Raw genomic sequence first — 21,932 nt, forward strand, 5'->3', positions numbered from 1 at the left:
GTGGGCAGTTCGCTGGTTGCCCACTCATCCTCCTGGCCCCGTAGGAGGCTGAACAATTTTGCCGGGGATGCGGTATAGCGAGGCTTCTTGTTATCCTCACCGCCCTCTTTCATGGACGAATACCGAGACAAGCCATGGCTAACATCACTCCGTCACGCATCGGGAAGACACTGCTGGGGCTGCTGTTTGCCCTGATTGGTATCGTCTTGTTGGGCATTACTGTCGATCTCACCCTTGACCGACGCGCGTTTCTCGCCCGCGCACAGACCGCCGATGGCATCGTCAGCCACTTGAATGCCGGTGGTTCGCATCCTGAGATCGCCTTCACCACCGGCAGTGGTGAAAAAATTTCCTACCCCCAGGGCAGCTTTATCTTCGGCTATCAGCAGAATCAGCCGGTGCGGGTGTATTACCTGCCCGAGCAGCCGGCTAACAGCGCCATCGTCGATGACTCGGGCGCACTGTGGGGGCCTTCCGGGGTACTGGGTTGCCTGGGCCTGGTGTTCACCTTTGTCGGTCTAGCCAAAGCCATTCGTCAGCGCGGTCGCGGTGCGGTTCATTCACATAAAGGACTTTGAACGTATGAGCTACAACATCCCAATCCCGGTCAATGAAAGCCGTTGGCAATATCAAACCGCCAGCGGCGGCGGTCTGACCGTGGTCATGGTGGCGGGCAGTGGTGGTTCGATCATTTTGCGTTCGCCCCAGGGCGAGGACGTCAGCTACCGCTACGGCGGTGTCGGAGTGGGTGTCGGATTTGGCGCGCGGCTGCCGCGTTTTGGCAAGATCAATATCCAGATCAAGGGTAAAGGCGTGAGTGGAGCCGGCGCGGCGGAGGCTTTTCCCAGCTTTGGCAAGGTGTTTGTCAGCGACGCCCTGGTCAATCGTGACCTGACCAGTGACGACATCACCGGGCCTTGCATGTACACCGAAGTGGGGGCGGGTCTGGTGGCCGGCGGTTCGGCTACGGCCCTGTTGTTCGGGCTTGATCCCAAATTGTTGGCGTTGTCGGTGGCTCTGAACGCCAACCCGGCGACCTCGCTCATCGCTTCCACCATGGTCAGCCGGCGGTTAGCGCAGTCGGCCAAGGGGGCGCTGGTCATGGCTGGCATGAACGTTGGCGTGCAGGCCGGTGGTGGCGCCGCGATCTACATAGGCTATCTGTTCTAGTCGCGAATCGGGCCTCAAGCCACCCCTTGGATCCGTTCCGTAGCACCTGGTGAATGTAGTGAACCTGGCGGGTCAAGGGGCATGGACTTGCTTGTGACGGGTTGATGCGCTTTGAGCGTTTTCCGAATCTCGGACCTGATTGATCAGCCAGGTTCTAAAGGCTACAACCTTCCGCGAATTAGCCATCTCCAGAGGCGTGACAAGATAAAAGCCGAGGTCGGACTTCAATTTAAGATCGAACGGTGCGACCAACTTGCCGGCCCTCAGGTCGTCATCAACGTAAGTCGAGCGTCCGATACAAACGCCTAAACCATCAATGGCGGCCTGCACGGCCATCATTGCCAGGTCAAAGGTCAGTCTTGTCCCTTGAGCCAGTTTCTGCGGTTGGCCGGCGGCGCTCAACCAGGTGTTCCAGTCATTACGAGTCACTCCGCTGACCTGCAACAAAGTCTGATGAGCCAGATCCGCCGGGCTTTTCAAGGCTTTTGGGCCTTCGAGTAACTTGGGGCTGCACACCGGGAAAATCTCATCGGACATCAGCCAGTCGGCGTGCAAGCCCTTCCACTCACCGAAACCGTAACGAATGGCCGCGTCGATTCCGCCTTTGCGAAAGTCCACCAATTCTGTGGACGCCGTGACACGCACATCAATATCAGGGAATGCTTGCTGAAATGACGCCAAGCGAGGCAACAACCATTTGGACGCGAATGAGACCAGCGTGCTGATCGTCAAGACGCTGTTATTGCGGGTGTCCAGTAACCTTTCGGTGGCGTACCGCAGTTCATGAAAGGCTGCGCGAACGCCGGGGAAATATGAATGACCTTCGCTGGTCAGGGCCAAGCCGTCTTTGAGTCTTAAGAACAGTCGAACCCCCAGTTCATCCTCAAGGCGACGAATCTGGTGACTAATTGCTGTTTGAGTGACGTTCAATTCTTCGGCAGCCTTGGTAAAACTCATGTGCCGGGCGGCGCACTCGAATGCCTTCAAGCCGTTTAGAGAGGGGATTTTGGCAAGCATAAGGCTTTGTAGCGCTCATGAGATTTTGTCATAAGCTAGCACTCAAGATGTCCTTTGCAAATGTTTTGGCGGGCGTAGATTCTGGCGTCGTTTCAAGACTCGCCCCCTAAGGACATCGCTATGAAACTGTATTTCGCCCCCATGACGTGTTCACTCTCCCCGCACATCGTGCTGCGTGAACTGGGCATCGCTTTTGAATTGATCCGGGTTAACAACCAGACCAAGCAAACCGCTGACGGGCTGAGCTTCCTGGATATCAACCCCAAGGGCTACGTAGCAGCCTTGGTGCTGGATAACGGGAGCGTGCTGACCGAAGGCCCTGTCATCGTTCAGTATCTGGCCGATCTTGTTCCCGGTCACACGCTGGCACCGGCCAATGGCACCTGGGAACGGGTTCGCCTGCAGGAGTGGATGAACTTCATTGCGTCAGAAATTCACAGCGGCTGTGCTCCGCTGTTTAACGCCGATATTCCAGAGGCAACCAAGACCATTTTCAAACAAAAGCTGTTCAAGCGTTTTGAGTACCTGACTCAGGCGCTGGCACAGCAGGACTACCTGATGGGCACCTTCGGCCTGGCCGATGGTTATTTATTCACCGTTCTCAAATGGTTGCCATTCTTCAATATCGAGATCAAAGACTGGCCAGTGTTGGCGTCGTTCATGGAGCGAATCGAAGCTCGTCCCAGTGTCCAGGCCGCCATTGCCGCGGAAGAGGCGACGTTGCCGGTTTAAAAAACCGTGTAGATCCATGGCCACCGCTACACGTTAAACCAGAAGTCATAGGGTTCAGGTGTTATGAATCCAGGTTTTAGCAATGATCAGGGTTGGTCTGGGGTTCATGACGCGCGAGCTGTCGCGTCCTGATGGACGTGGGAAAACATCCAGTCGATAAAGACCTGTGTGTCGGCCGCCGGCTCCTGGGAGACGCCGTAGTAATAGCGGGTCAATGGCAGGCGCAAGGAGGGAAAGGGGCAGATCAGGCGCCCGGTGGACAAGTCCTTGCCCAGCAATGACGTCGGACACAAGGCCATGCCGAGTCCATCGACGGCGGCTTGCAACACCAGGTGCATGTGATCGAATTGCAGGGTCGGTTGATTGTGCAATTGAGCGATCCCAGCGTACTCGGCCCATTTTTGCCAATCGCTGTTGCGAGTTCTGCCTGATAACAGTGTGTGCTGGACTAGATCGTGGGCGCTGTGTAGCGGCAGGCTTTGCAGCAGCGAGGGCGCGACGACCAGTATCAAGTCATCTTCCAGCAATAGATGTGGTTGTACATTGGATGACCATCCGGTCTGTCCACGGCGAATCACCACGTCAAATGTTTCGCGCGATTGATCCGGTGGCAGGGTGCTGGTGACGACTTCGGGTTGGATATCCGGATACAGCGCCATGAAGTTTGGCAGCCGCGGGATCAGCCATCGCACCGCAAAGGATGGGCGCACGTTGATGGTCACCTTGCGCAGCGAAGCGCCTCGGGTCAGGGCGGTGGCGGCGTTAGCGATCTGCGCCAGGGCCACGCTGACCTGCTCATAAAACGTCCGGCCGGCCACCGTGAGCAGGGATTGTCGGGTTCGACGCTCGAAAAGCAACACGCCCAGGTGTTCTTCGAGCAGCTTGATATGACGGCTGACGGCTGACGGCGCTGTGGCTGACATGCAGTTCTTCGGCTGCACGACTGAAACTCTGATGACGAGCGGCAGCGGCGAAGGCACGGACGGCGTTCAAGGGCGGGAGATCGGAAATCATGTGTCTAATTTAGTCACATCCAAGGCGCAATTAAAGCGTTTGTCAGCGTTCTTGCTTCACGCCACTCTGAGGGTCGGACTGAGTGGAGTGTTTCATGGCGAGTTACGGGCTGTTTCTAATTCTGGCGACCCTTACAGTGCTCAGCCCCGGTCCTGGCGTGGTACTGACGATTTCCAACGCTCTGCGTCATGGCTGGATCGGTTCGCTGCCAGGTATCTTCGGTATCGCGTCAGGCGCTTTTGTCGTGGCGGGTATTTGCGCCAGTAGCGTAGGGCTGATTTTGGCCACCTCGGCCACTGCGTTCACCCTTCTCAAATACATCGGCGCCCTGTACTTGTTGCACTTGGGATTCAAGATGTGGCGTACGAAGACTTTTATCCCCGAACTCAAGGTCACGTCGTCGCGTCCGTGGCGTCGATTCGTCGAGGCGTTGTCGATCCAGTTGCTGAACCCCAAGGCCGGTTTCTTCTTTCTCGCAGTATTCCCTCAGTTCATCAAACCGCAGGGTAACTACTACAGCCAGTTCTTCTTGCTGGTGTCGTCCTATAGCTTGCTCGTCGTACTCGTTCATACCGGATATGCCCTCATGGCCAGCGGCGCGAGAGGCTGGCTCGGCACGAGCAAAGGCGCCAGGATGGTCGGCAAACTCTCGGGCATCACCTTCTTTTGCTTCGGCGTGCTGATGGCTTCGGCCGGTAGATAGACAGACTTGAATGATTGGACTTCGGCGGGCGAGACTTGCGGGAGTAGCGCTCACTGGCGCAATTGTTTGGGCGACGCGTTTAACAGGCGACGCATCAGTCGCCGTAGGGCAGTGGCATCCTGGTACCCCACCTGCTCGGCGATAGACTCGACGGAGTACCTGCTGGTTTCCAGCAGGACGCGGGCCCTGTTCAGTTGCACGCGTTGGATCAAATGTCGGGTTGGAAGGCCGGTCGCTTTTCGAACATGTCGGGACAGTGTTCGCTCGGACATGCCGACGTACGCCGCAAGCGTCGGGACGCTGGGCGGATGGGGCAGCCGTGCTTCTATGTAGGCGGTGAGGTTGGCCACCAGCGTATTGCCTTGGGCCATGATCGCGGGGTTGATGAAAGGGGACTGCAACTGTCGACCATCGAGTAGAAGGGCCTTGCCCACGTAGTCGGCGAGTTCCGGCGACAGACGCCGGCGCAACAGATGCAGCATCAGGTCGGTCTGCGCGAAGGCTGCGCCCGCGGTCGTCAGGGGCGGGTCGCAGAGCACCATGACATTTGGATCGACAATGCAATGAGGCGCAATGTTCGACAGCTGAGGGGCGAGCCACCAGGAGGTCGTCACCTGTCGGCCATCCAGCAATCCAGCGGCATGTAGAAGAAAGACAGCCGAGCATGAGGCTGCAATTTCATGGCCTTGGGTCACATGCGCCCTCAGCGCTGGCAGCGTCTGAGATACCCAGTCTTCATCAAGACGATTGAGCAGCGCATCGAAGTCGCTGATGCCAAGGCCAGGAATGACCCAGCAAGAGCTGTCCTCGACGTCTGTAGCCAGTTCGTCGACCTGCAATAGCATGCCGTGCCCTAGCGTAATCAGCCCTGGCTGCGGTCCACAAACTCGCCAGCGTGGCACGGCAAGGCCTCGCCGCTGCGCAAGTGTTGCTGCGGTGGCGAGGATGTCCAAGGTGGCCGCGACGCTTGAGGCGAACGCTGCGGGAAAGACGAGAATAGTGAAATCGTACATTGTCCGATTATGCCCGAAAGATGGTAAATCGGTCACTTTTCGAGCGCAGTGATCACTGGCCCAATGGCGCCTCCAGTCAACAACGAGGTTTCGTCATGCCCAACATCCTGATCAAGGTGCCTACCGGCGCTTTTAATGAGACCCAGCGTCAACAACTACTTCGAAGCGTGAGCGACGTGGCGATGGCCAATGAACACATGGGCGATGCCCCTCAGCAGCGTGGCTTGTGTTGGGTGCTCATCGAGGAAGTCCAGGCGGCTCAATGGCTGTGCGGGGGCGTGGCTCCTCATGCCCGGGTTATCCCCTGCATTGTGATCGTCAAGGTGCCTGCCGGCGTACTGGATGCACCCATGCGCCAGCGCTACGTACGTGAATTGCATTGCGCAATAAAATCGAGCCTTGCAACGGACGATCAGCGCCAATTGCTGACTTCAATACAGGTTCAAGATGTTATTGATGGAACCTGGGGGGCGAATGGCGATGTTTGGCATTTGGCCGACTTCACCCGCGCGGCCGGCTATGGACACCTCTCTCAGCAGGAGAGTGGCATTCCTGCAGACACAGCGCTGTAGAGAACTGAGGAGAGCGAAGGTCCGTTTTCCTGGCGTCTATCGGCTGAATCTACAGCCGATAGTCGGTGTTGGTGAGCCGCTTCAAAAAATCGACACAGGCAGATTAACCACCAGGCGGAACTCGTCGTAACTACCGTCGATCTGCCCTCCGGTGGCCCGATGGTTGTAGACGATGGTGCGAAACACCGCGTTCTTCAACGAGCCCGATTGCACCGTGTACGCCACCACTAAACCGTTTTCATTGTGTTTGGCGTTGTCCAGGCCCCGCACGTTGTAACCGGTATTGCGCCCGTTACGGTCGCCGCTGTAATGGGTGCCGTCGATGTCCCAACCCTTGGCGTGCCACAGACTGGTCGTTAGGCCGGGCGCGCCAAAGGACGCCAGGTCCAGGTCGTAGCGCAGTTGCCAGGACTTCTCGTTCGGCCCGTTGTAGTCCGAGTACAAGGAGTTGGCCATGTAGTTGCCCGTGGACTCCCAGACGTAGTCGAAATACTCGTCGCCGAACACCTGCTGCCAGGCCAGGGTCAGGCTGTGGGCCAGGTGCGATGCGGTGAACGCCAGGCTGAAGGCGTCGTTGTCGATATAGCCCAGGCGCTGCTCGCCCTGGTCTTCGGTATGGTAGTAATTCAGTGCGGTCTTGAGCGCTATCTGGCGCCGATCCCCAATCAATTGGGTCAATCCCAGGTAGGACTGCTGCCACATGTCCTCGAAGCGTGAAGCGTAGAGGCTGACGTCCAGGCCGTAAGGGGTCTTGGCCATCCCGCCGAGGTAGGAAATACGTGACCCCGAATACGCCCGGTTGCCGAAGGTGGTGGTGAGTTTTTCGCTGCCAGTACCGGTGCGTGGAATCGCCCGTTCGAAGCTGCCAGCCTGCAATGACAGCCAATCGAGTTCATGGCTGAACAGGCCTACGCCCTGAAAGCTCGAGGGCAGGGCGCGATTGTCCTTGTAGCGCAGAATCGGGTTCTCGGTGAGCAAGCGACCGGTCTTGATTTCAGTGCTGGAAAAACGCAGCCGCAGATCACCGATACCCAATCGGCTCCAAGTCGGCAGCGCATCGCCATCGCTGTCCACCAGCACCCGATCGCCACCATTGGCGACACGCCCATGTCCGCGCTCCAGATTGACGGCACTGAACAATGAGGCGTCCAGCCCGAAACCGACTGTCCCTTGGGTATACCCGGAGCTGTAGTTGAGCATCGCGGTCTGTACCCAGGTTTCACGGATGCGGGTCCGCTCCAGGCCATCGGCTTTCTTGATCCCCAGGTAGGTAGAACGTCGGGTGTGCTGGTTGGCATAGTAATGGCGCAAGTTCAGCCCCAAATGGCTGCCGTCGATAAATCCCGGAGCCTCGGCTTGCGTGGTCACGGCTTCGCTCGCGGTTGCAAGCAAAGGGCTGCCGACGGTTACGCCGGCCATTAGAAGTACACGAAAATCCATTTCGATAAGCCTTTAGAGAAAAAACCAGGCGCACGCTGCCACTCCAGGCGCCTTTTACGGTGAGGGAGACAAAACGCTTCAGAGGGACGGCGGCTTGGGCCAGTGTTGAATCGGGCCGCGCCAGTTTTCATAGGCCTTGCCGAGCTGGAGCAACCACTGGTCAGCGAAGCGCGGGGCGATCATCTGCAGGCCGATCGGCATGCCTTGGTCGGTGAAACCGCAGTTGATCGACAGCGCCGGCTGCTCGCCCATGTTCCACGGCACGGTGAAGACGATGTGCTCGAACGGCAGGCGCGGGTCATTGGTGGGCGAGGCCCATTGCGCCGCAAAGGCATTGACCTGGTTGGTCGGCGATAGCACCAGGTCGACATCATGAAAGACCTCGGCTGCCCGGCGGCGGATTTCGAACGTCTGGTTGAACCCCTCAACCGCCTGCACGGCGGTCAGGTTCTGGGCCGCTGCCGCCCAGTCGCGAATATAGGGTAAGACCTGATCGAGCCGCTCGGGGCTCAGGGCCTGCAACTGACTCCACTGTCGCGCCTGCCAGAAATGGTCCAGGCCTTGGAGCAGGGTACGATCCATCAGTGGCTTGATCTGACGTACTTGGGCGCCCTGGCTTTCGAATAGGCGAGCCGCTTCCCGGACCGCCGAGCACACCTGTTCGTCCGGTTGAATGCCGCAGCCGGGGTCGAGCATCAGACCGATTTTCAGCCCTTGGACCGATAGCGGTTCCAGCCCCCAATCGCCTTGTTCCGGCAGCAGGCTGGTGGCATCCCGCGGATCGGGAAGGGACAGGTAGCGCATCATCAGTGCGCAGTCATCCATGCTGCGGGTCATGGGCCCGGCACAACGGCCGGTGTAATACGGGTCGATGGGGATGCGCCCCAGTGTCGGCTTGAACCCCACCAAGGCGCACCATGCTGCGGGCAATCGGACCGAACCGCCGATGTCGGTGCCGACGTGCAGCGGACCATAGCCGGCCGCTGCGGCTGCCGCGGCGCCAGCACTGGAGCCACCGGGATTGTTCGCCAAGTTCCAGGGATTGCGTGTCACACCGTGAAAACTCGACAGCCCCGACGACAACATGCCGTAGTCCGGCACCGAGGTCTTGCCCAGGATAATCGCCCCGGCCTCACGCATCCGCGCCGCCGGTGGCGCGTCGAATGTGGCCGGGATCAACTCGGTGGCGGCGCAACCCAGGGGAATACAGTCGCCTTGCGTCGCGATCAACTCCTTGAGCGTCACGGGCACACCATCGAGCAGGCCTCGGGGTCGGCCCCGGCTCCAGCGCTCGCTAGCGGCGGCCGCCTGTTCCCGGACCCGTTGCGGGTCAAAGGCGTACAACGCGTTAATATGCGGTTCCCAGCGCTCGATGTGGGCCAGCAAATGATCGTAGTACTCCAGAGGCGACAGCGCCTTGCTGGCGAACAACGCCAACAGTTGCACCGCCGGTAGATCATGCAAATCGTTGACGTAGTTCATGCCGATAGCCGTCCTTGATATTCAGGGGCAAGCGCCGCAACCGGCGGCGCGAAAGGGCCAGGCTCAAGCGCCTGGAACCACCGAAACGTCAGCCGAGGAGGCTGAGCGAACACCGAAGAACAATGCCGTGAGGGCCCCGACGGTACCCATGATTACGCAATAGCCTACGCAGACCCAAGGGCTCCACGGCATCAGTCCGATCAGCAACAGCGGCGTGGTACTGGCCCAGAGTGCGTAGGCAATGTTGTAGGTAAAAGAGATGCCAGACACCCGGATCCGAGTCGGAAACAACCCCACCATGACCGAGGGCACCGCGCCCACCACGCCGCAGGTCAGGCCGGCCAGGGCATAGGCCACGCTGATCCCGTAGCCGCCACTGATCAGGCTGGCGTAGAGCACCGCCGTCCCTGCCGGTAGCAGCAGACTGTAAACCAGCACCGCGCGCCAGGCGCCGATCCGGTCCACCAGTAATCCAGCCAGCACACAGCCGATATTCAGGAACACAATGCCCAGGCTGCTCAGCGCGAACGTATGGCTGGCACTCATGCCGAAGCTTTTTTGCATGACGGTCGGGGTGATCACCACCAGCACTACCACCGCCGACGTCAACACGCAGGTCAGAAGCATCGCCGGCAGGATGGACTTGCGGTGATCGCGCAACACCGTACGCAACGGCAACTCCGCATCCATCTCACGGCGCGCCTGCAAGGCCATGAACACTGGGGTTTCGCTCAGCCAGCGCCGCAGCCAGACCCCGATCACTCCGAATACACCGCCCAGCAGGAAGGGGTAACGCCAGGCGAAGTCGAGGATCTCGGCGGGGCTGTAGAGCCGCGCCAGGAGAGTCGCCGTCAGTGCTCCCAGCAGATAGCCAAATGTTAACCCGGCCTGCAACACACCCAAGGCGTAGCCACGATGCCCATCTGGGGCATGCTCGGCCACGAACACCCAGGCGCTAGGCACTTCGCCGCCTACCGCGGCACCTTGCAGCACCCGCAACAGCAGCAGGATCAAGGGCGCCCAGTAACCGATCTGTTCATAGGTCGGCATGACCCCGATCAACAGGCAGGGTAACGCCATCATCAGGATGCTCAGGCTGAACACCCGCTTGCGCCCCACCCGATCAGCGAAGTGCGCCATCAGAATGCCGCCCAACGGGCGTGCCAGATAGCCAGTGACGAAAATCCCGAAGCTTTGCAGCAAGCGCAGCCACTCAGGCATCTCTGGCGGAAAGAACAACTGGCTGAGGGTCAGGGCAAAGAACACAAAGATGATGAAATCGTAGATTTCCAGTGCACCGCCCAGCGCCGCCAGGCCCAGGGTCTTGTAGTCAGACCGGGAAAAGCGACCGGATTGTGGATAAATATGGGCCGTCATAAAGGGACTCTAATATGAAAAATCGCGCCTGAAAGCATTCGAAACCAAGCCTTGAACAGGCCGTGCTGTTCGGAGAATGCCATCACGTATGTAGCGGGCAATGGTCCATCCAATTACCGGTTGGGACAACCAGACAATGCATCTGGGTTGCTTTTTAGCGCAAATCTGTACATTGAGTTTTCTTGTGGTTAACCAATAATCGGGCGCTTCCTGAGCTTGGGCACTGAGCGGGCCATGGAAGAAACTCAGCGTAATTTCGCCGATTTTAATCCCGCGGGGTTTTCAATCACCACAGGAAGACACTGATGAGCATTCATACCCGTACTAAACGATTGACGGTTCCGCAACTGGTCGCGATGAAGGGCCAGCAGAAAATCGTATCCTTGACGGCGTACTCCAGCTCTATTGCCCGTCTGATCGACCCTATCGTCGATTTCATTCTGGTCGGTGACTCCACTGCAATGGTCGGCTATGGTCGGTCCTCGACGCTGAGCATGCAGCTCGAAGAAACCATCGGTCACACCCGGGCCGTGGTCGACAGTACACGCCTGTCTTGTGTCATCGCCGACATGCCTTTCGGCAGCTATCAGGAATCTAACGAGCAGGCTTTTCGCAATTGCGCCCAGGTCCTGGCGCGCACCGGTTGCGATGCCGTCAAGCTGGAGGCCAGCAAGGCCCTTGCCGGTACTGTCGAGTTTTTGGTGGCGCGTGGTATTCCGGTCATGGCCCACGTCGGGCTGATGCCGCAGTTCGTCAATGTCATGGGAGGGTTCAAGGCCCAGGGGCTGAGCGCCGAAGCCGGCGCGGTGATTGCCGAAGATGCTCGGGCCAACCTCGAAGCTGGAGCTTTCAGTCTGCTGCTCGAGGGTGTGGCCGAAGGCGTGGCCCGGCAAATCACCCTGGAGTCGAAAGTGCCCACCATCGGCATCGGCGCCTCACCGGCCTGCGACGGCCAAGTGTTGGTGACCGAGGACGTGCTGGGTATGGGCGGCGAGCGGGTGCCGCGCTTCGTCAAACAGTACGCCGATGTCGGCGCCGTGATTCGCGAGGCTTGCGAGCGTTATGCCGAAGAGGTGCGCGATGGCCGCTTCCCTGAAGTGCGGCATTGCTACGGGCTCTAGCGACTACTCTTCGCTGATAGCCTGGGCCAGTTTCTTCAGGGCCTGGGGAATATCCTTGCTCCAGTCGAGGGTGTAGCTCAGGCGCAAGTGGTGCCGCCAAGCCCCCTGCTGGCTGAAGATTTCCCCGGGGGCGATAACGATGCGCTGGGCCAGCAAGCGCTCGAACACCCGCTGCATGTCCACCGAACGTATGGCTTCGAGCCAGAATGTTGCGCCGCCTTGCGGGACGACAACCCGTAACTGGCCATCGCCGTGTTCCTCCAGCAGGGCCTTCATCCGTTTCATTCGGTCCAGCAACATCGCCCGCAGCACCATCAAGTGTTGGTCTATGCGCTTGGAACTGAAAAGTTTGGCGATTGCTTTCTGGCGAATTGGCGACAGACGAAACGCGCGTTCCCAAAATAGCCGATGCAATTGCGGCCCATGTCGACGACACAGTACATAACCGTAGGGCGCTTCCGAGCCGATGATCTTGTCGAAGGTCGAGAACACCAGCAGTTTTTCCGGATCGGCAAAATCGCGATAGCGGGCGGGCTTGGGGGAAAAGTAGAACTCGCCGTAGCTGTCGTTTTCGAACAGCCAGACATCCCGTTCTGCCAGCCAGCGACAGATCTGCTGTTTATCCTGCGCTGGCATCAGGTTGCCCTGGGGAATATTCACGGTTGACGACAGCACCGCCAACCGGATCGGCTCGCGCCTGAGCAGTTCATGGAGCGAGGGCAGGTTGAAGCGTCCATCCTCGCCGAGGGGTACTTCGATCACGCGAATCTTTGCCGCCTGTAATTGGCGCAGGATCGCCCATGAGCACGGCGACTCCACCAGCGCCACAGTGCCATCCAGATTCAGGGCGCTGAGGGACAACTCCAGCACACTGCGCTGGTCCGAGCCGATATACACGTGCTCGGCCTGCCAGTAGCAATGAGTGGAACGGGTGTAGCGGTCGGCCAAGGCGCCGCGCAACTCGGGTTCGCCGAACGGTTGGTAGAGCGGCGCGTGGGAGCGCGGGTATTGTCGGGCCAGCTCGCGTTCCATCATCAACAGCGGGTTTACCAGCGACAACAGCATCGCCGGCGCGTCGCTGCTAAGGGCCAGCATCCCCGGTTGGCGTGCGTTGGAAAACACGTTGTCTAGCAGGTTAGGCGAGCCCTCGCTCAATAAGGGGGACGGCATCGCCTTGGTGAAATAACCGGATTTGGGCTTGGCATAGATCCGCCCCTCGTCCTCGAGAAGCGAATAGGCGTACTTGGTCGTCGACACCGACACGTTCAGGCGCCGGGCCAGTTGCCGCAAGGACGGCAATTGCTGTTCACGTTCCGAACGGGTGGTCTCGATTAACTCGACAAGGTAGCGGTACACCGCCTGATAGGCGAAGGAGGCATCTTTGATGCTCTCCAGGGTCACTTGCTGGAATTCCTGTGTGACCGCCTCACGACGACGCTGGACAGATGATGCTCGAGAGAAAATGGCATGCTCTTCAATCCCTGTAGTGATTGCCAATACCACCATTCTTGCATAACTCGGCAGCGTATCCCGTGTTGCCGAACCCCTGGGTAGCGTAGTCAACCTTGCGGCTCACACTGGAGGAGGGGGGGGCCATAAGCAAAATCCCCGTATCATCGAGTGATTACGGGGATTTTTTGAGTCTATCGTGATCCGTGTAAATCCACGGTCACCGTTAGACGTTAATCACACGTTAAAGCGTGAGTTTAGGCTGCAGACCTTTAAACATGGTTCCTTCGTAAGTTTTATGGCGTTTATAGTCATTCCCGTATACACCTTGTGCGGCGCCAACGTCAGCTGTCTGCGCTTGCGTGTTGGAGGCCGCGGGTCGTTTACGTCACCCGCGTTGCTCGATGGAGCTGTTGGTAACAACCGACTTTCACAAGATAGTCCGCGGTGTGGCAGGCATTGCTGTACGCACAGCGCATCTGGTCGAGCCATCGTTGATCTGCACGTGACGAATAAAGGCCAACTGGCCGAGCGGGCGCTCCACTCAATTGGCGGTATGAAATTGAACGGCTAGTGCGGAAAATGACCGACGAAGATCGCTGGCGAATACGTCAGGGAAAAGCGGCGGCCATTATCGACGCACTACATACCTGGATGTTGGCCCAGCGCGATCTTGTGCCCGAAGGGTCGGCTATCGCCAAAGCTCTGGATTACAGTCTCAATGAATGGGCATGATCCCTATGCCTATCTCAAAAATGTGCTGACGCGCCGGCCGGTGAGTGAGATCGGCCAACTGCCCACATAAGTGGATACCCGTTTAACCAGGCGAACCGGACAGAGCACAATCGTACAGGCCAGGGGAAATGCTGTCTAAGCTAGGGGTTTCTGCATCTGATCATCAAAGGTATCCAGAAATTCGTGCATGCTGATTTCTCCGAGATCCACAGCTTTAGCGCCGCCGGCCGCAATAAAGGAACTGGGCAGCGCTTGCTCGCTCACGTGCTCAAGGCGCGGGGGCCAACGACATATCGGCTCGCCCAACGCCCGGCACCTTGGCGGGATTTGCGCAGGCGACAAAATCCTCCTTGCGCAACAGCACCAGCGCAATCAGCGACACCACCCCCGTGCCGATGTAAAAGTACCAGGGCGACGTGATGTCTCCAGTCACCTTGATCAGCCAGGTTGAAATCAGCGGTGCGCTACCGCCGAATACCGCCACCGGAATGTTGTACGCCACGGCAATACCGGTGGAGCGGATTCGGGTGGGCAACAACTCGCTCATTAACGCGTAAGTCGACGAGGCGTAAAGGCCGAACAGGATGGCCACCGCCATCAACGGGTAGATAAACGACGCAGGCGTCGCCGTGGGGGCCGATTTGAAGAGCCAGTACATCGCCAAGGTGGCCAGAGTACCGACCACCAGCAGAAACGGCTTACGCCCGTACTTATCCGTGAACGCGCCGCCGAATGGCATGACGACTGCGGCCGATAGGCTGGCAACAAAGACATAGAGTAAGGTCGTGCCGCTGTCGAACTTGAGGATGCTCGACATGTAAGTCGAGACAAAGGTCAGCACCAGATAGAAGATCGAGCTGTGCAGGGTAATGATGAAGAACACCAGGGCAATCGCCCGTTTCCACTGCCAGACTTCTCGCAGAGGCGCCTTGGAGGTTTCCCCCGTACGCTGCAAAGCCAGGAACTCGGGACTGTCTTCGAGCTTCAGGCGAATGTACATCGAGATCAGCCCCAGAGGCGCCGCAATCAGAAACGGAATGCGCCAACCCCAGGCTTGCATCAGGTCAGCGCCCATGACCCAGGTCATGCCGTTGGCCACGGCACCGCCCAGTAACAGTCCGAGCACCGCCGTTACCATCAACCAGCATGTGGCGAAGCCGCGTCGCCCAGGCCCGGCGTACTCGGAGATGAAGCTGGTGATGGTGCCGATCTCGCCACCGGCCGAGAAGCCCTGTACACAGCGGATCAACACCAGAATGATCGGCGCTGCAATCCCTATCGAGGCATAGGTCGGCAGCAACCCCAGCAAGAAGGTCGAACCGGCCATCATCACCAGCACGGTGATCAGGGTTTTGCGCCGACCGATCTTGTCCGCCAGCGGACCGAAGAACAGTCCCCCCAGCGGCCGGATGAAAAAGCTCAAGGCAAAAGCCGCAAAACTGGCGAGCAGGCTGGTGGTCGGGTCATCTGAGACGAAGAACGCCTTGCCGATATAGACGGCGAGAAAACCATAGACGCCGTAGTCGTACCACTCGATCAGGTGGCCGGACGTTGCACCTATAAACGCCCGACGCCGTTGCCGAGCCGGGTTTTTCTGTTGAATGCCCACGTGAGGGACTCCTGTCTGATTTTATCCATGGGAAACACAACTCAGGGAACTGCAGTGCCGTTCGCGACCTCCTTCAACCAGAGGCGCAGCTCGGTCTTGAGGATCTTGCCGTAACTGTTCTTGGGCAGCTCCGTGCAAAACACGTACTTCTTCGGTTTTTTGAATGACGCCATGCGGTCGACGAACCATGCATTGAGCAAAGACTCATCGAGCGATCCTGCACAACGGGGAACGATGAACACTACCACCGATTCCCCCCACAGCACATCCGGCTCGCCAACCACACAGACTTCAAATACTTCCGGGTGCTGCGCCAACACTTCTTCTACTTCCCGAGGGTACACATTGCAGCCGCCGGAAATGATCACATCCTTGGAGCGATCGGTGAGCGTCAGATAACCCGCGTGATCAAGAAAGCCGATGTCGCCGGTTAACAGCCAGCCATCCACCAAGGTCTGGCGAGTCGCCGCGTCGTTGCGCCAGTAGCCTTGCATGACGGTGGGACCACGCACGGCGATTTCCCCTGACTGGCCGGGAGGCAACGGCCGGTGCTCAGGGTCCAGAATCCTGATCTCCATACACGAATGTGCCCGCCCCACGGAAGCTGCCAGAGACGCCCAGTCGGGACGGTTTCGATCCGCGATCAAATCACGCGACAAAGCGCTGATCGTCATCGGGCTCTCTCCCTGACCATAGATCTGCACCAGTCTCGCGCCAAAGGTCTCGACCGCTTCTTGCAGATCCTTCAGGTACATCGGCGCGCCACCGTAGACAATGGTTTTGATCCCGTCGCCGCCGTAGCCTTGGCGCCGAGCCTGTTCAACCATGCGCTTGACCATGGTTGGCGCGGCGAACAGCATGAGATCGCGCAGCCCGCTCGCCAGCTCGAACAGCTCGTCGGCCTTGAAACCACGGGATTCGGGGACAACATGGCGAGCCCCGCAACGCACATGGATAAAGTTGTAGAGGCCGGCGCCATGGGACATCGGGGCCGCGTACACCACTGCATCATCCGGACTGACCGGATCAACGTCGAGCGGATAACACAGCGACATGGCCGTCAGGTTGCCGTGGGACAGCATCACCCCCTTAGATCGCCCGGTGGTGCCGGAGGTGTAGAACAGCCAGGCAAGGTCATCGGTATCACGAGAGCAAGGATCTTCCAACGTCGTCGCATCGAACGAGGCACACACCACACTGTCCGCTTCATTCAGTTCACGACAGCCTTGCGGCAACATCTCGGGCGAGAACACCTTACCGCCCTCGGTGAAGATCAGACGGGCTTGCGCATCGTTGGCGATCCAGCCAGCTTCAACAGGGTGCAGCTTGCAGTTGATCGGCACCGCGACCGCGCCAATCCACCAGACGCAATAGAGTAATTCGAGGTATTCGCAACTGTTCTTCATGAACAGCGCCACACGGTCGCCGGGCGCAATGCCGTGCTCGTCTATGAGCTGCGCGGCACGACTCCGGACATGAGCGGCAAACGTGGCGTAATCGGCGACCTGCCGCTGTCCCTTAAATAACGCTGGACGTTCTGGCCAGCGTCGGCCGGCATCGTTCAGCCAGTTGGCAATGTTCATGCTCAAGCCCTGTGAGCCTGAAGCACCGAGGCATAATTGGCGACCGCCATGCCCCCCATGTTGAACAACAGACCGAACTCGGGGTTCGGCACGGCCAGGCCGATAGGCTCGCCCGTCAACTGCCAAAAGGCCATAGCGTGCATCGATACCCCCGTGGCGCCCACAGGATGCCCCTTGGCCTTGAGCCCGCCAGACAGGTTCACCGGCAAACGCCCGCCCGCCCGCACAATACCGTCATCCAGCGCTCGGTGCCCCTCGCCTTTGGGGGACAGGCCCATGGCTTCGTAGATCAGCAGTTCGGCAATGGTGAAACAGTCATGGACCTCGGCAAAACTCAGATCGCCCAAGGTGACATTAGCCCCCCGCAAAGCCGAATGGATCGCACGCTGTGGGCCTTCAAACGCGATGATGTCACGCTGGGCAATCGGCAGGAAATCGTTGACTTGAGCCACCGAGCGAATCAGCACCTCACGACGAAACTGCCTGGCTCGCCTGGACGAGGCCAGCACAATGGCGGCAGCCCCATCGCTGATCAGCGAACAGTCGGTCAGACGCAGCGCCTGCGCCACATACGGATTGGTTTTGGACACGTTGTTGCAATGTTCGAAATCCATGGCCCGGTGCATCTGCGCCAAGGGGTTGGCCATGGCGTTGGAGTGGTTTTTGGTGGCGATGGCGGCCATCGATGCCATCGGGCACTGGTGGCGGTCACGGTACTGTTGCGCAGCCAGGCCGAACAACTGCGGAAAACTGAGCCCGGCCTCTTGGGCGTCGTTCTGATAACCGGCACCGGCCAAGGCCTTGGTGACCTCGGCTGTAGAGTTGGAAGTCATCTTCTCGGCGCCCACGATCAATACCAGCTCAGCAGAGCCTGAGAGGATCGCGTTGATCCCTGCGTGAATCGCCGCCGAGCCCGAGGCGCAGGCGTTTTCACAGCGGGTGGCAGGCTTGAAGCGCAAGCCTGCGTCGGCTTGCAGCATCAATGAAGCGGGAAAACCATCCGCAACCATCCCCGAATTGAAATGCCCGAGGAACAGGGCGCCGACTTCTGAGGCGTCGATGGCGGCATCCGCTAAGGCTTCGCGGGTAACCTGCACGATAAGGTCTTCCAGCGTAGAACCGTCCAGACGACCAAAACGGGAGTGAGCGGCAGCGACGATGGAAACGGAATGGGGCATGGTGATTTTCTTCTGTGCTTGGATCAGGTATTCATTACAATGACCTACTGCCCGGATCGCTCGCTAGTTCGTGCAACTACGTACACGCATAAGTAACCGCACTGACCCACGGTGTCGTTATTAAGGGATTGTAAGTCGAGGCAGGATGCCCAATGACCGTCTTCTCAAAGCAACTCAAAGACCTTGAACGTCTGGCGTTCCAGGTGTCACCCGCCCCGCAGCTCATCACCGGCAACCGAGTGATGCTCGACTGCAACGAGGCATTTCTGGAGCTGTTCGGCTACGATCGCGCGGAGCTTCTGGGGGATCTGACCCTGCTGATCTATCCCTCCCAGGCGGATTACAATTGCATCGGCAACCGCTGCCAGAACTGGTTGCTCAACAGCCAGAGCGGCTCCTACTCCGATGAACGCTTCATGCAACACAAAAGCGGCGAGGTGTTCTGGGCCAGGTCCCACGGCTATACCCTGACTCTGGACGATCCGTTCAAACTGATGGTTTGGCACTTCGAACGCATGGACCGACCGCACCACGCGACGGTAAATCTCACGCCCCGCGAACGAGAAATCTCGATGCACATCGTCAATGGACTGACCTGCAAGGAAGTGGCAAAAAAACTGGCGATTTCCCACAGAACCGTGGAAGTCCATCGCGCACGCCTGATGAAAAAGCTACAGGCCAAGAACAGCGCGGAGCTGGTTTCGAAGATTATTGTTGTGAGTTGACGGGCACATTATGTTCCGTCAGTGGAAATGACATCCGTAAACCACTGTGGTACAGGTCGGTGGTTTTCCTAGCTCAACCTAAGGCACTCTATGTCGCTCACCGTTCACTCATTCGAGGATCATGGCTAAGCGTCTTGCATCTGACGCAGCTCTATCCAGAGCTCGCAGCCGGGTTTTGGTATCGTTTGTGATCGGGGAGAGGAGGGCGCTGTTCCTATAACAATTCGACCAACGATGATTTTTCCTCTGCCGACAAATGCTCTAAAGCAACATCGATGCGGTACAGCTTGTCTCTTGGTTTTGCAGCCCGGCAGTGAGAGTCGGTGTGCATGGAATGACTCGTTTTCTCAGGATTCTTTCATCATATACACCGGTGTAGTCGCTTTTTCTCTGCATGCTCATGCAATTTTATGCAAGGTGTAGAAATGCGAAAGCCCCCAGTAATGGGGGCTCTCGGGAGATTTCTGAGCTGCAATGCAACCCTAAGCAATCACCTGCAATCGCATCTACAACTTACACATGAATAGCCGCCCATGCCCCGGAGGTTTTACAAGCTTCCAGTACGGGGCGAATTTCTTTTGGCTTGCTACCACTTGGCTGCACCAAAAGAAAAAGCCCGCCGCCATCCCCAAGCTTGTAAGGGGCGGCAGCGGGTTTTGCAGTGCGTACTTTAGCGTCTGTGATCAGGTCTTTAGGCATTTGGGTATCTGTGAGGGATGAAGAAAATACCCCCATCCAGAAATCGTGATACCCCTGATGCTACCCCGCTTTTCTCTAGAACACTATCACCCTTGCTGAACCGCACTGAGCTCTAGATATTTGGCAGTCCCTTGTAAAAGCAAGGGTTTCAGGCCAGTTTCAGGTTCAGTCCGGTTCAGTCCGGTTCACTCAGGTTCAGCAGAAGCCTTTAGAACGAATGAAAATGACAGGTCAGGTCGAACGCAAACGGGTGGTCAAGTGGAGTGCAATTTCGCAACGCTCGAACCCGTATTCACCACTAGTCCCCTGGAGGTGCAAAAGAGCCTGGCCCGACAACGGGCTGCGGTGTTGACTCTGCCCTAGGTAGAGGCAGATATGCGGGACTTGGATGATGGGCTGGTGGCCGTGTCGATTGCTGATGAGAGCCTCGGATGCATTCGCATCGACCTCTGCGTATACCGCAACCGTCCCCGTTCGGTGGCGGTGCTCAAGTGCCAGGAAACGATGGCGGGTGCGATGCAGCACTGTGTTCGCTGAACTGAGCCTCAGAATAGGTTGATCGGCACGTTGGCGACGATGCGGAACTCGTCGTAACTGCCGTCAATCTGCCCGCCGCTGGCGCGGTGGTTGTAGACGATGGTGCGCAGCACCGAGTTTTTGAGTTTTCCGGACTGGATGATGTAGCCCAGCATCAAACCGTTTTCGTTGTGTTTCGCGTCGTCCAGGCCGCGCACGTTGTAGCCGGTATTGCGGCCGTAGCGGTCGCCGTCGATGTCCCAGCCTTTGGCGTGCCACAGGCTGGCGGTGAGACCAGGGACTCCGTAGGTCGTGAAGTCCAGGTCGTAGCGCAGTTGCCAGGACTTTTCGTTGGGGCCGTTGTAGTCCGCGTATAACGAGTTGGCCATGTAGTTGCCAGTGGATTCCCACACATAGTCAAAGTACTCGTTGCCGAATACTTGCTGCCAGGCAAGCGTCAGGCTATGGGTCAGGTGAGTGGCGGTGAAGGCCAGGCTGGCGGCGTTGTTGTCGATGTAGCCGAGGTTCTTCTTGCCTGAATCACTGGTGTGGTAGTAGTTGAAGGCGGTCTTGAGGGCCAGATCACCTGGGTCGCCCATGCGGTGCGTAACGCCGACGTAGGTCTGGTCCCACATGTCTTCGAAACGCGACGCGTAGACACTGGCTTCCAGCCCATAACCCGGTTTGACCGTAGCCCCCAGGTAGCTGATGAGCGCGCCACTGTAGGCGCGGTTGCCGGGAATTTGTTCGTCCGCTGTCCAGCAAAAGCGCTGGGTCACATCTGTATAGACCTTTGTTTTTTAGCGCGGGGGGCTACGGAGAAGATTTGCCAAATTATTGGCCAGCGTCGGTTGCCAACAGTTCAAGCCATTGCTGTGCAGCTACCGACAGCTGTGCGTTTTTGCGCCAGATTACGACGAGTTGCCACTGCAGTTCGGTGCATTCGAGCGGGACGATTTCCACGCCTGGCGGGATATGGTGTTGAGCCAATAGCCTGGGTAATACCATCAGGCCTGCATTCGCGGCCACTAATGACAGGCAAAAGGCCAGGTTGTCGCTCTTGGCTGTCTGTAGACGGCTGACGTCCAGAGCAGGGCAACAGTGCTTAATGCGGTGATTGAGGATAGAGGCACCCTGTAGCTGTACCCATGGGTGATACGCTAAATCTGGCAGCGTCAGTCGATGGCGGCTGGCGAGTGGGTGGCGAGGCGGCAGGACGACAACGAGTGGCTCCTCACAAATCGGAAGCCAAGCCAGGTCGTCGCCCTCTGGTCGCAGACTGATAGCCAGTTCTATCTCGCCCTTGCGAACGGCCTCTTCCAGGGCTTGTCCTCCTTGTTCACGCAATTGGAGTTCCACTTGGGGAAAGCGTCGCCGAAACTCGGTCAACACGACCGCTACTTGATCGGTACTACCTAAAGGAGGTAGCCCCAGCCGAAGGACGCCGGTGACGAGGCTATTAAGCAAGCTTACGTCGGTCAGCATTTGCTTGCTGCGGCTCAGTAATCCTTTGGCGTGGTGGAATACCACTTCGCCCGACGGGGTCAAGCGTGACGGCACGCCTGGACGGCTGCGAACCAATAGCGTCGTACCCAGTTCTTCTTCGAGCAATTGAACGGCTTTGCTAAGCGCCGATTGGGTGACGTGAATATTGTGGGATGCCTTCGAGAAGCTTCCATGCTCTGTCACTTCCACGAAATAGCGCAAGTTCTTCAGATCCATCTTGTATTCCATTTCCGCATAGAGTTTATAAAAATTGTTCACTCACTCTGGTTGGAAAAATCCTCCTACTATACG

Annotated in this window: 19 protein-coding genes and 4 pseudogenes; 10 read left to right on the plus strand and 13 right to left on the minus strand. The window is 58.2% G+C overall.

Features of this window, described 5'->3' with window-relative positions:
* The first annotated feature begins 134 nt into the window (after positions 1-134).
* The gene (locus ACA047_RS04900; protein WP_497357167.1) at positions 135-578 is read left to right on the plus strand and encodes a DUF3592 domain-containing protein; all 444 of its coding nucleotides are present in this window, start codon (positions 135-137) and stop codon (positions 576-578) included.
* A 4-nt stretch (positions 579-582) separates the two neighbouring features.
* Positions 583-1,170, plus strand: coding sequence for a hypothetical protein (locus ACA047_RS04905; protein ID WP_497357169.1), 588 nt, complete (start codon positions 583-585; stop codon positions 1,168-1,170).
* A 72-nt stretch (positions 1,171-1,242) separates the two neighbouring features.
* Here the strand turns inward: ACA047_RS04905 and ACA047_RS04910 are convergent, their stop codons facing one another.
* Positions 1,243-2,187, minus strand: coding sequence for a transcriptional regulator GcvA (locus ACA047_RS04910; RefSeq protein WP_497357171.1), 945 nt, complete (start codon positions 2,185-2,187; stop codon positions 1,243-1,245).
* A 120-nt stretch (positions 2,188-2,307) separates the two neighbouring features.
* On the opposite strand from ACA047_RS04910, the gene gstA reads away from it, so the two are divergent.
* Complete coding sequence (gene gstA, locus ACA047_RS04915) at positions 2,308-2,919, plus strand: glutathione transferase GstA (RefSeq protein ID WP_497357173.1); 612 nt, start codon at positions 2,308-2,310, stop codon at positions 2,917-2,919.
* Positions 2,920-3,023: 104 nt separating this feature from the next.
* Here the strand turns inward: gstA and ACA047_RS04920 are convergent.
* Positions 3,024-3,933, minus strand: a pseudogene (locus tag ACA047_RS04920) (LysR substrate-binding domain-containing protein).
* A 94-nt stretch (positions 3,934-4,027) separates the two neighbouring features.
* Between ACA047_RS04920 and ACA047_RS04925 the strand changes: the two are divergent.
* Complete coding sequence (locus tag ACA047_RS04925) at positions 4,028-4,636, plus strand: LysE family translocator (RefSeq protein WP_497357175.1); 609 nt, start codon at positions 4,028-4,030, stop codon at positions 4,634-4,636.
* Between the two features lie 50 nt (positions 4,637-4,686).
* Here the strand turns inward: ACA047_RS04925 and ACA047_RS04930 are convergent, their stop codons facing one another.
* Entirely contained in the window at positions 4,687-5,649 is a 963-nt protein-coding gene (locus tag ACA047_RS04930) for a GlxA family transcriptional regulator (RefSeq protein WP_497357177.1), read from the minus strand.
* Between the two features lie 95 nt (positions 5,650-5,744).
* Between ACA047_RS04930 and ACA047_RS04935 the strand changes: the two genes are divergently transcribed.
* Positions 5,745-6,221, plus strand: a complete 477-nt coding sequence (locus ACA047_RS04935; protein ID WP_497357178.1) for a tautomerase family protein — start codon at positions 5,745-5,747, stop codon at positions 6,219-6,221.
* 81 nt (positions 6,222-6,302) lie between these two features.
* Here ACA047_RS04935 and ACA047_RS04940 read toward each other — a convergent pair whose 3' ends face one another.
* From ACA047_RS04940 to ACA047_RS04950, 3 genes are all read right to left on the minus strand, one after another.
* Positions 6,303-7,661, minus strand: a complete 1,359-nt coding sequence (locus tag ACA047_RS04940) for an OprD family outer membrane porin (protein ID WP_497357180.1) — start codon at positions 7,659-7,661, stop codon at positions 6,303-6,305.
* A gap of 78 nt (positions 7,662-7,739) precedes the next feature.
* The gene (locus ACA047_RS04945; RefSeq protein WP_497357182.1) at positions 7,740-9,143 is read right to left on the minus strand and encodes an amidase; all 1,404 of its coding nucleotides are present in this window, start codon (positions 9,141-9,143) and stop codon (positions 7,740-7,742) included.
* 63 nt (positions 9,144-9,206) lie between these two features.
* Positions 9,207-10,520 (minus strand): MFS transporter, encoded by a 1,314-nt coding sequence (locus ACA047_RS04950; RefSeq protein WP_497357184.1) that lies wholly within the window; start codon positions 10,518-10,520, stop codon positions 9,207-9,209.
* Between the two features lie 305 nt (positions 10,521-10,825).
* Between ACA047_RS04950 and panB the strand changes: the two genes are divergently transcribed.
* Positions 10,826-11,641, plus strand: a complete 816-nt coding sequence (gene panB, locus ACA047_RS04955) for a 3-methyl-2-oxobutanoate hydroxymethyltransferase (RefSeq protein ID WP_497357186.1) — start codon at positions 10,826-10,828, stop codon at positions 11,639-11,641.
* Positions 11,642-11,644: 3 nt separating this feature from the next.
* Here the strand turns inward: panB and ACA047_RS04960 are convergent, their stop codons facing one another.
* A complete protein-coding gene (locus ACA047_RS04960) occupies positions 11,645-13,036 on the minus strand; it encodes an aminotransferase-like domain-containing protein (RefSeq protein WP_497360228.1) in 1,392 nt (463 codons plus the stop codon).
* A 410-nt stretch (positions 13,037-13,446) separates the two neighbouring features.
* Here ACA047_RS04960 and ACA047_RS04965 point away from each other — a divergent pair.
* Together ACA047_RS04965 and ACA047_RS04970 are read left to right on the plus strand one after the other, a co-directional pair.
* Positions 13,447-13,590, plus strand: a pseudogene (locus ACA047_RS04965) (LysR family transcriptional regulator); the annotation flags it as partial.
* Positions 13,581-13,819: pseudogene (locus tag ACA047_RS04970) on the plus strand (IS66 family transposase); the annotation flags it as partial. The pseudogenes ACA047_RS04965 and ACA047_RS04970, both read left to right, overlap by 10 nt.
* Positions 13,820-14,093: 274 nt before the next feature.
* Here the strand turns inward: ACA047_RS04970 and ACA047_RS04975 are convergent.
* Genes ACA047_RS04975 through ACA047_RS04985 form a run of 3 tightly spaced genes read right to left on the minus strand, consistent with a single transcriptional unit; the run spans position 14,094 to position 18,195 of the window.
* On the minus strand, positions 14,094-15,434 hold the full coding sequence (locus tag ACA047_RS04975) for an MFS transporter (protein ID WP_497357188.1): 1,341 nt from the start codon (positions 15,432-15,434) through the stop codon (positions 14,094-14,096).
* A gap of 41 nt (positions 15,435-15,475) precedes the next feature.
* Positions 15,476-17,017 (minus strand): class I adenylate-forming enzyme family protein, encoded by a 1,542-nt coding sequence (locus ACA047_RS04980; RefSeq protein ID WP_497357190.1) that lies wholly within the window; start codon positions 17,015-17,017, stop codon positions 15,476-15,478.
* A 2-nt stretch (positions 17,018-17,019) separates the two neighbouring features.
* A complete protein-coding gene (locus ACA047_RS04985; protein WP_497357192.1) occupies positions 17,020-18,195 on the minus strand; it encodes an acetyl-CoA acetyltransferase in 1,176 nt (391 codons plus the stop codon).
* Positions 18,196-18,347: 152 nt separating this feature from the next.
* On the opposite strand from ACA047_RS04985, the gene ACA047_RS04990 reads away from it, so the two are divergent.
* Positions 18,348-18,920 (plus strand): LuxR C-terminal-related transcriptional regulator, encoded by a 573-nt coding sequence (locus ACA047_RS04990; protein WP_497357194.1) that lies wholly within the window; start codon positions 18,348-18,350, stop codon positions 18,918-18,920.
* Between the two features lie 513 nt (positions 18,921-19,433).
* Here ACA047_RS04990 and ACA047_RS04995 read toward each other — a convergent pair.
* A complete protein-coding gene (locus ACA047_RS04995) occupies positions 19,434-19,619 on the minus strand; it encodes a hypothetical protein (RefSeq protein ID WP_497357196.1) in 186 nt (61 codons plus the stop codon).
* Positions 19,620-19,994: 375 nt separating this feature from the next.
* Here ACA047_RS04995 and ACA047_RS05000 point away from each other — a divergent pair, with 375 nt between their 5' ends.
* Positions 19,995-20,156 (plus strand): hypothetical protein, encoded by a 162-nt coding sequence (locus ACA047_RS05000; protein WP_497357198.1) that lies wholly within the window; start codon positions 19,995-19,997, stop codon positions 20,154-20,156.
* Between the two features lie 8 nt (positions 20,157-20,164).
* On the opposite strand, the pseudogene ACA047_RS05005 reads toward ACA047_RS05000, so the two are convergent.
* Both ACA047_RS05005 and ACA047_RS05010 read right to left on the minus strand, forming a co-directional pair.
* Positions 20,165-20,872, minus strand: a pseudogene (locus ACA047_RS05005) (OprD family outer membrane porin); the annotation flags it as partial.
* A 97-nt stretch (positions 20,873-20,969) separates the two neighbouring features.
* Positions 20,970-21,899: a LysR family transcriptional regulator gene (locus ACA047_RS05010; RefSeq protein ID WP_497357200.1), complete on the minus strand. Its 930-nt coding sequence runs from the start codon at positions 21,897-21,899 to the stop codon at positions 20,970-20,972.
* Positions 21,900-21,932: the final 33 nt, after the last annotated feature.

The organism is Pseudomonas sp. LBUM1664, from assembly GCF_059695895.1.

Bases quoted from the DNA above. Each gene is read 5' to 3' on its own strand.
- ACA047_RS04905 (WP_497357169.1), top strand. From the start codon at position 583: ATGAGCTACAACATCCCAATCCCGGTCAATGAAAGCCGTTGGCAATAT.
- gstA (WP_497357173.1), top strand. From the start codon at position 2,308: ATGAAACTGTATTTCGCCCCCATGACGTGTTCACTCTCCCCGCACATC.
- ACA047_RS04980 (WP_497357190.1), bottom strand. From the start codon at position 17,017: ATGAACATTGCCAACTGGCTGAACGATGCCGGCCGACGCTGGCCAGAA.
- ACA047_RS04990 (WP_497357194.1), top strand. From the start codon at position 18,348: ATGACCGTCTTCTCAAAGCAACTCAAAGACCTTGAACGTCTGGCGTTC.
- ACA047_RS04945 (WP_497357182.1), bottom strand. From the start codon at position 9,143: ATGAACTACGTCAACGATTTGCATGATCTACCGGCGGTGCAACTGTTG.
- ACA047_RS04935 (WP_497357178.1), top strand. From the start codon at position 5,745: ATGCCCAACATCCTGATCAAGGTGCCTACCGGCGCTTTTAATGAGACC.
- ACA047_RS04950 (WP_497357184.1), bottom strand. From the start codon at position 10,520: ATGACGGCCCATATTTATCCACAATCCGGTCGCTTTTCCCGGTCTGAC.
- ACA047_RS04910 (WP_497357171.1), bottom strand. From the start codon at position 2,187: ATGCTTGCCAAAATCCCCTCTCTAAACGGCTTGAAGGCATTCGAGTGC.
- ACA047_RS05000 (WP_497357198.1), top strand. From the start codon at position 19,995: ATGCGGGACTTGGATGATGGGCTGGTGGCCGTGTCGATTGCTGATGAG.
- ACA047_RS04940 (WP_497357180.1), bottom strand. From the start codon at position 7,661: ATGGATTTTCGTGTACTTCTAATGGCCGGCGTAACCGTCGGCAGCCCT.
- ACA047_RS04925 (WP_497357175.1), top strand. From the start codon at position 4,028: ATGGCGAGTTACGGGCTGTTTCTAATTCTGGCGACCCTTACAGTGCTC.
- panB (WP_497357186.1), top strand. From the start codon at position 10,826: ATGAGCATTCATACCCGTACTAAACGATTGACGGTTCCGCAACTGGTC.
- ACA047_RS04995 (WP_497357196.1), bottom strand. From the start codon at position 19,619: ATGCCTAAAGACCTGATCACAGACGCTAAAGTACGCACTGCAAAACCC.
- ACA047_RS04985 (WP_497357192.1), bottom strand. From the start codon at position 18,195: ATGCCCCATTCCGTTTCCATCGTCGCTGCCGCTCACTCCCGTTTTGGT.
- ACA047_RS04900 (WP_497357167.1), top strand. From the start codon at position 135: ATGGCTAACATCACTCCGTCACGCATCGGGAAGACACTGCTGGGGCTG.
- ACA047_RS04930 (WP_497357177.1), bottom strand. From the start codon at position 5,649: ATGTACGATTTCACTATTCTCGTCTTTCCCGCAGCGTTCGCCTCAAGC.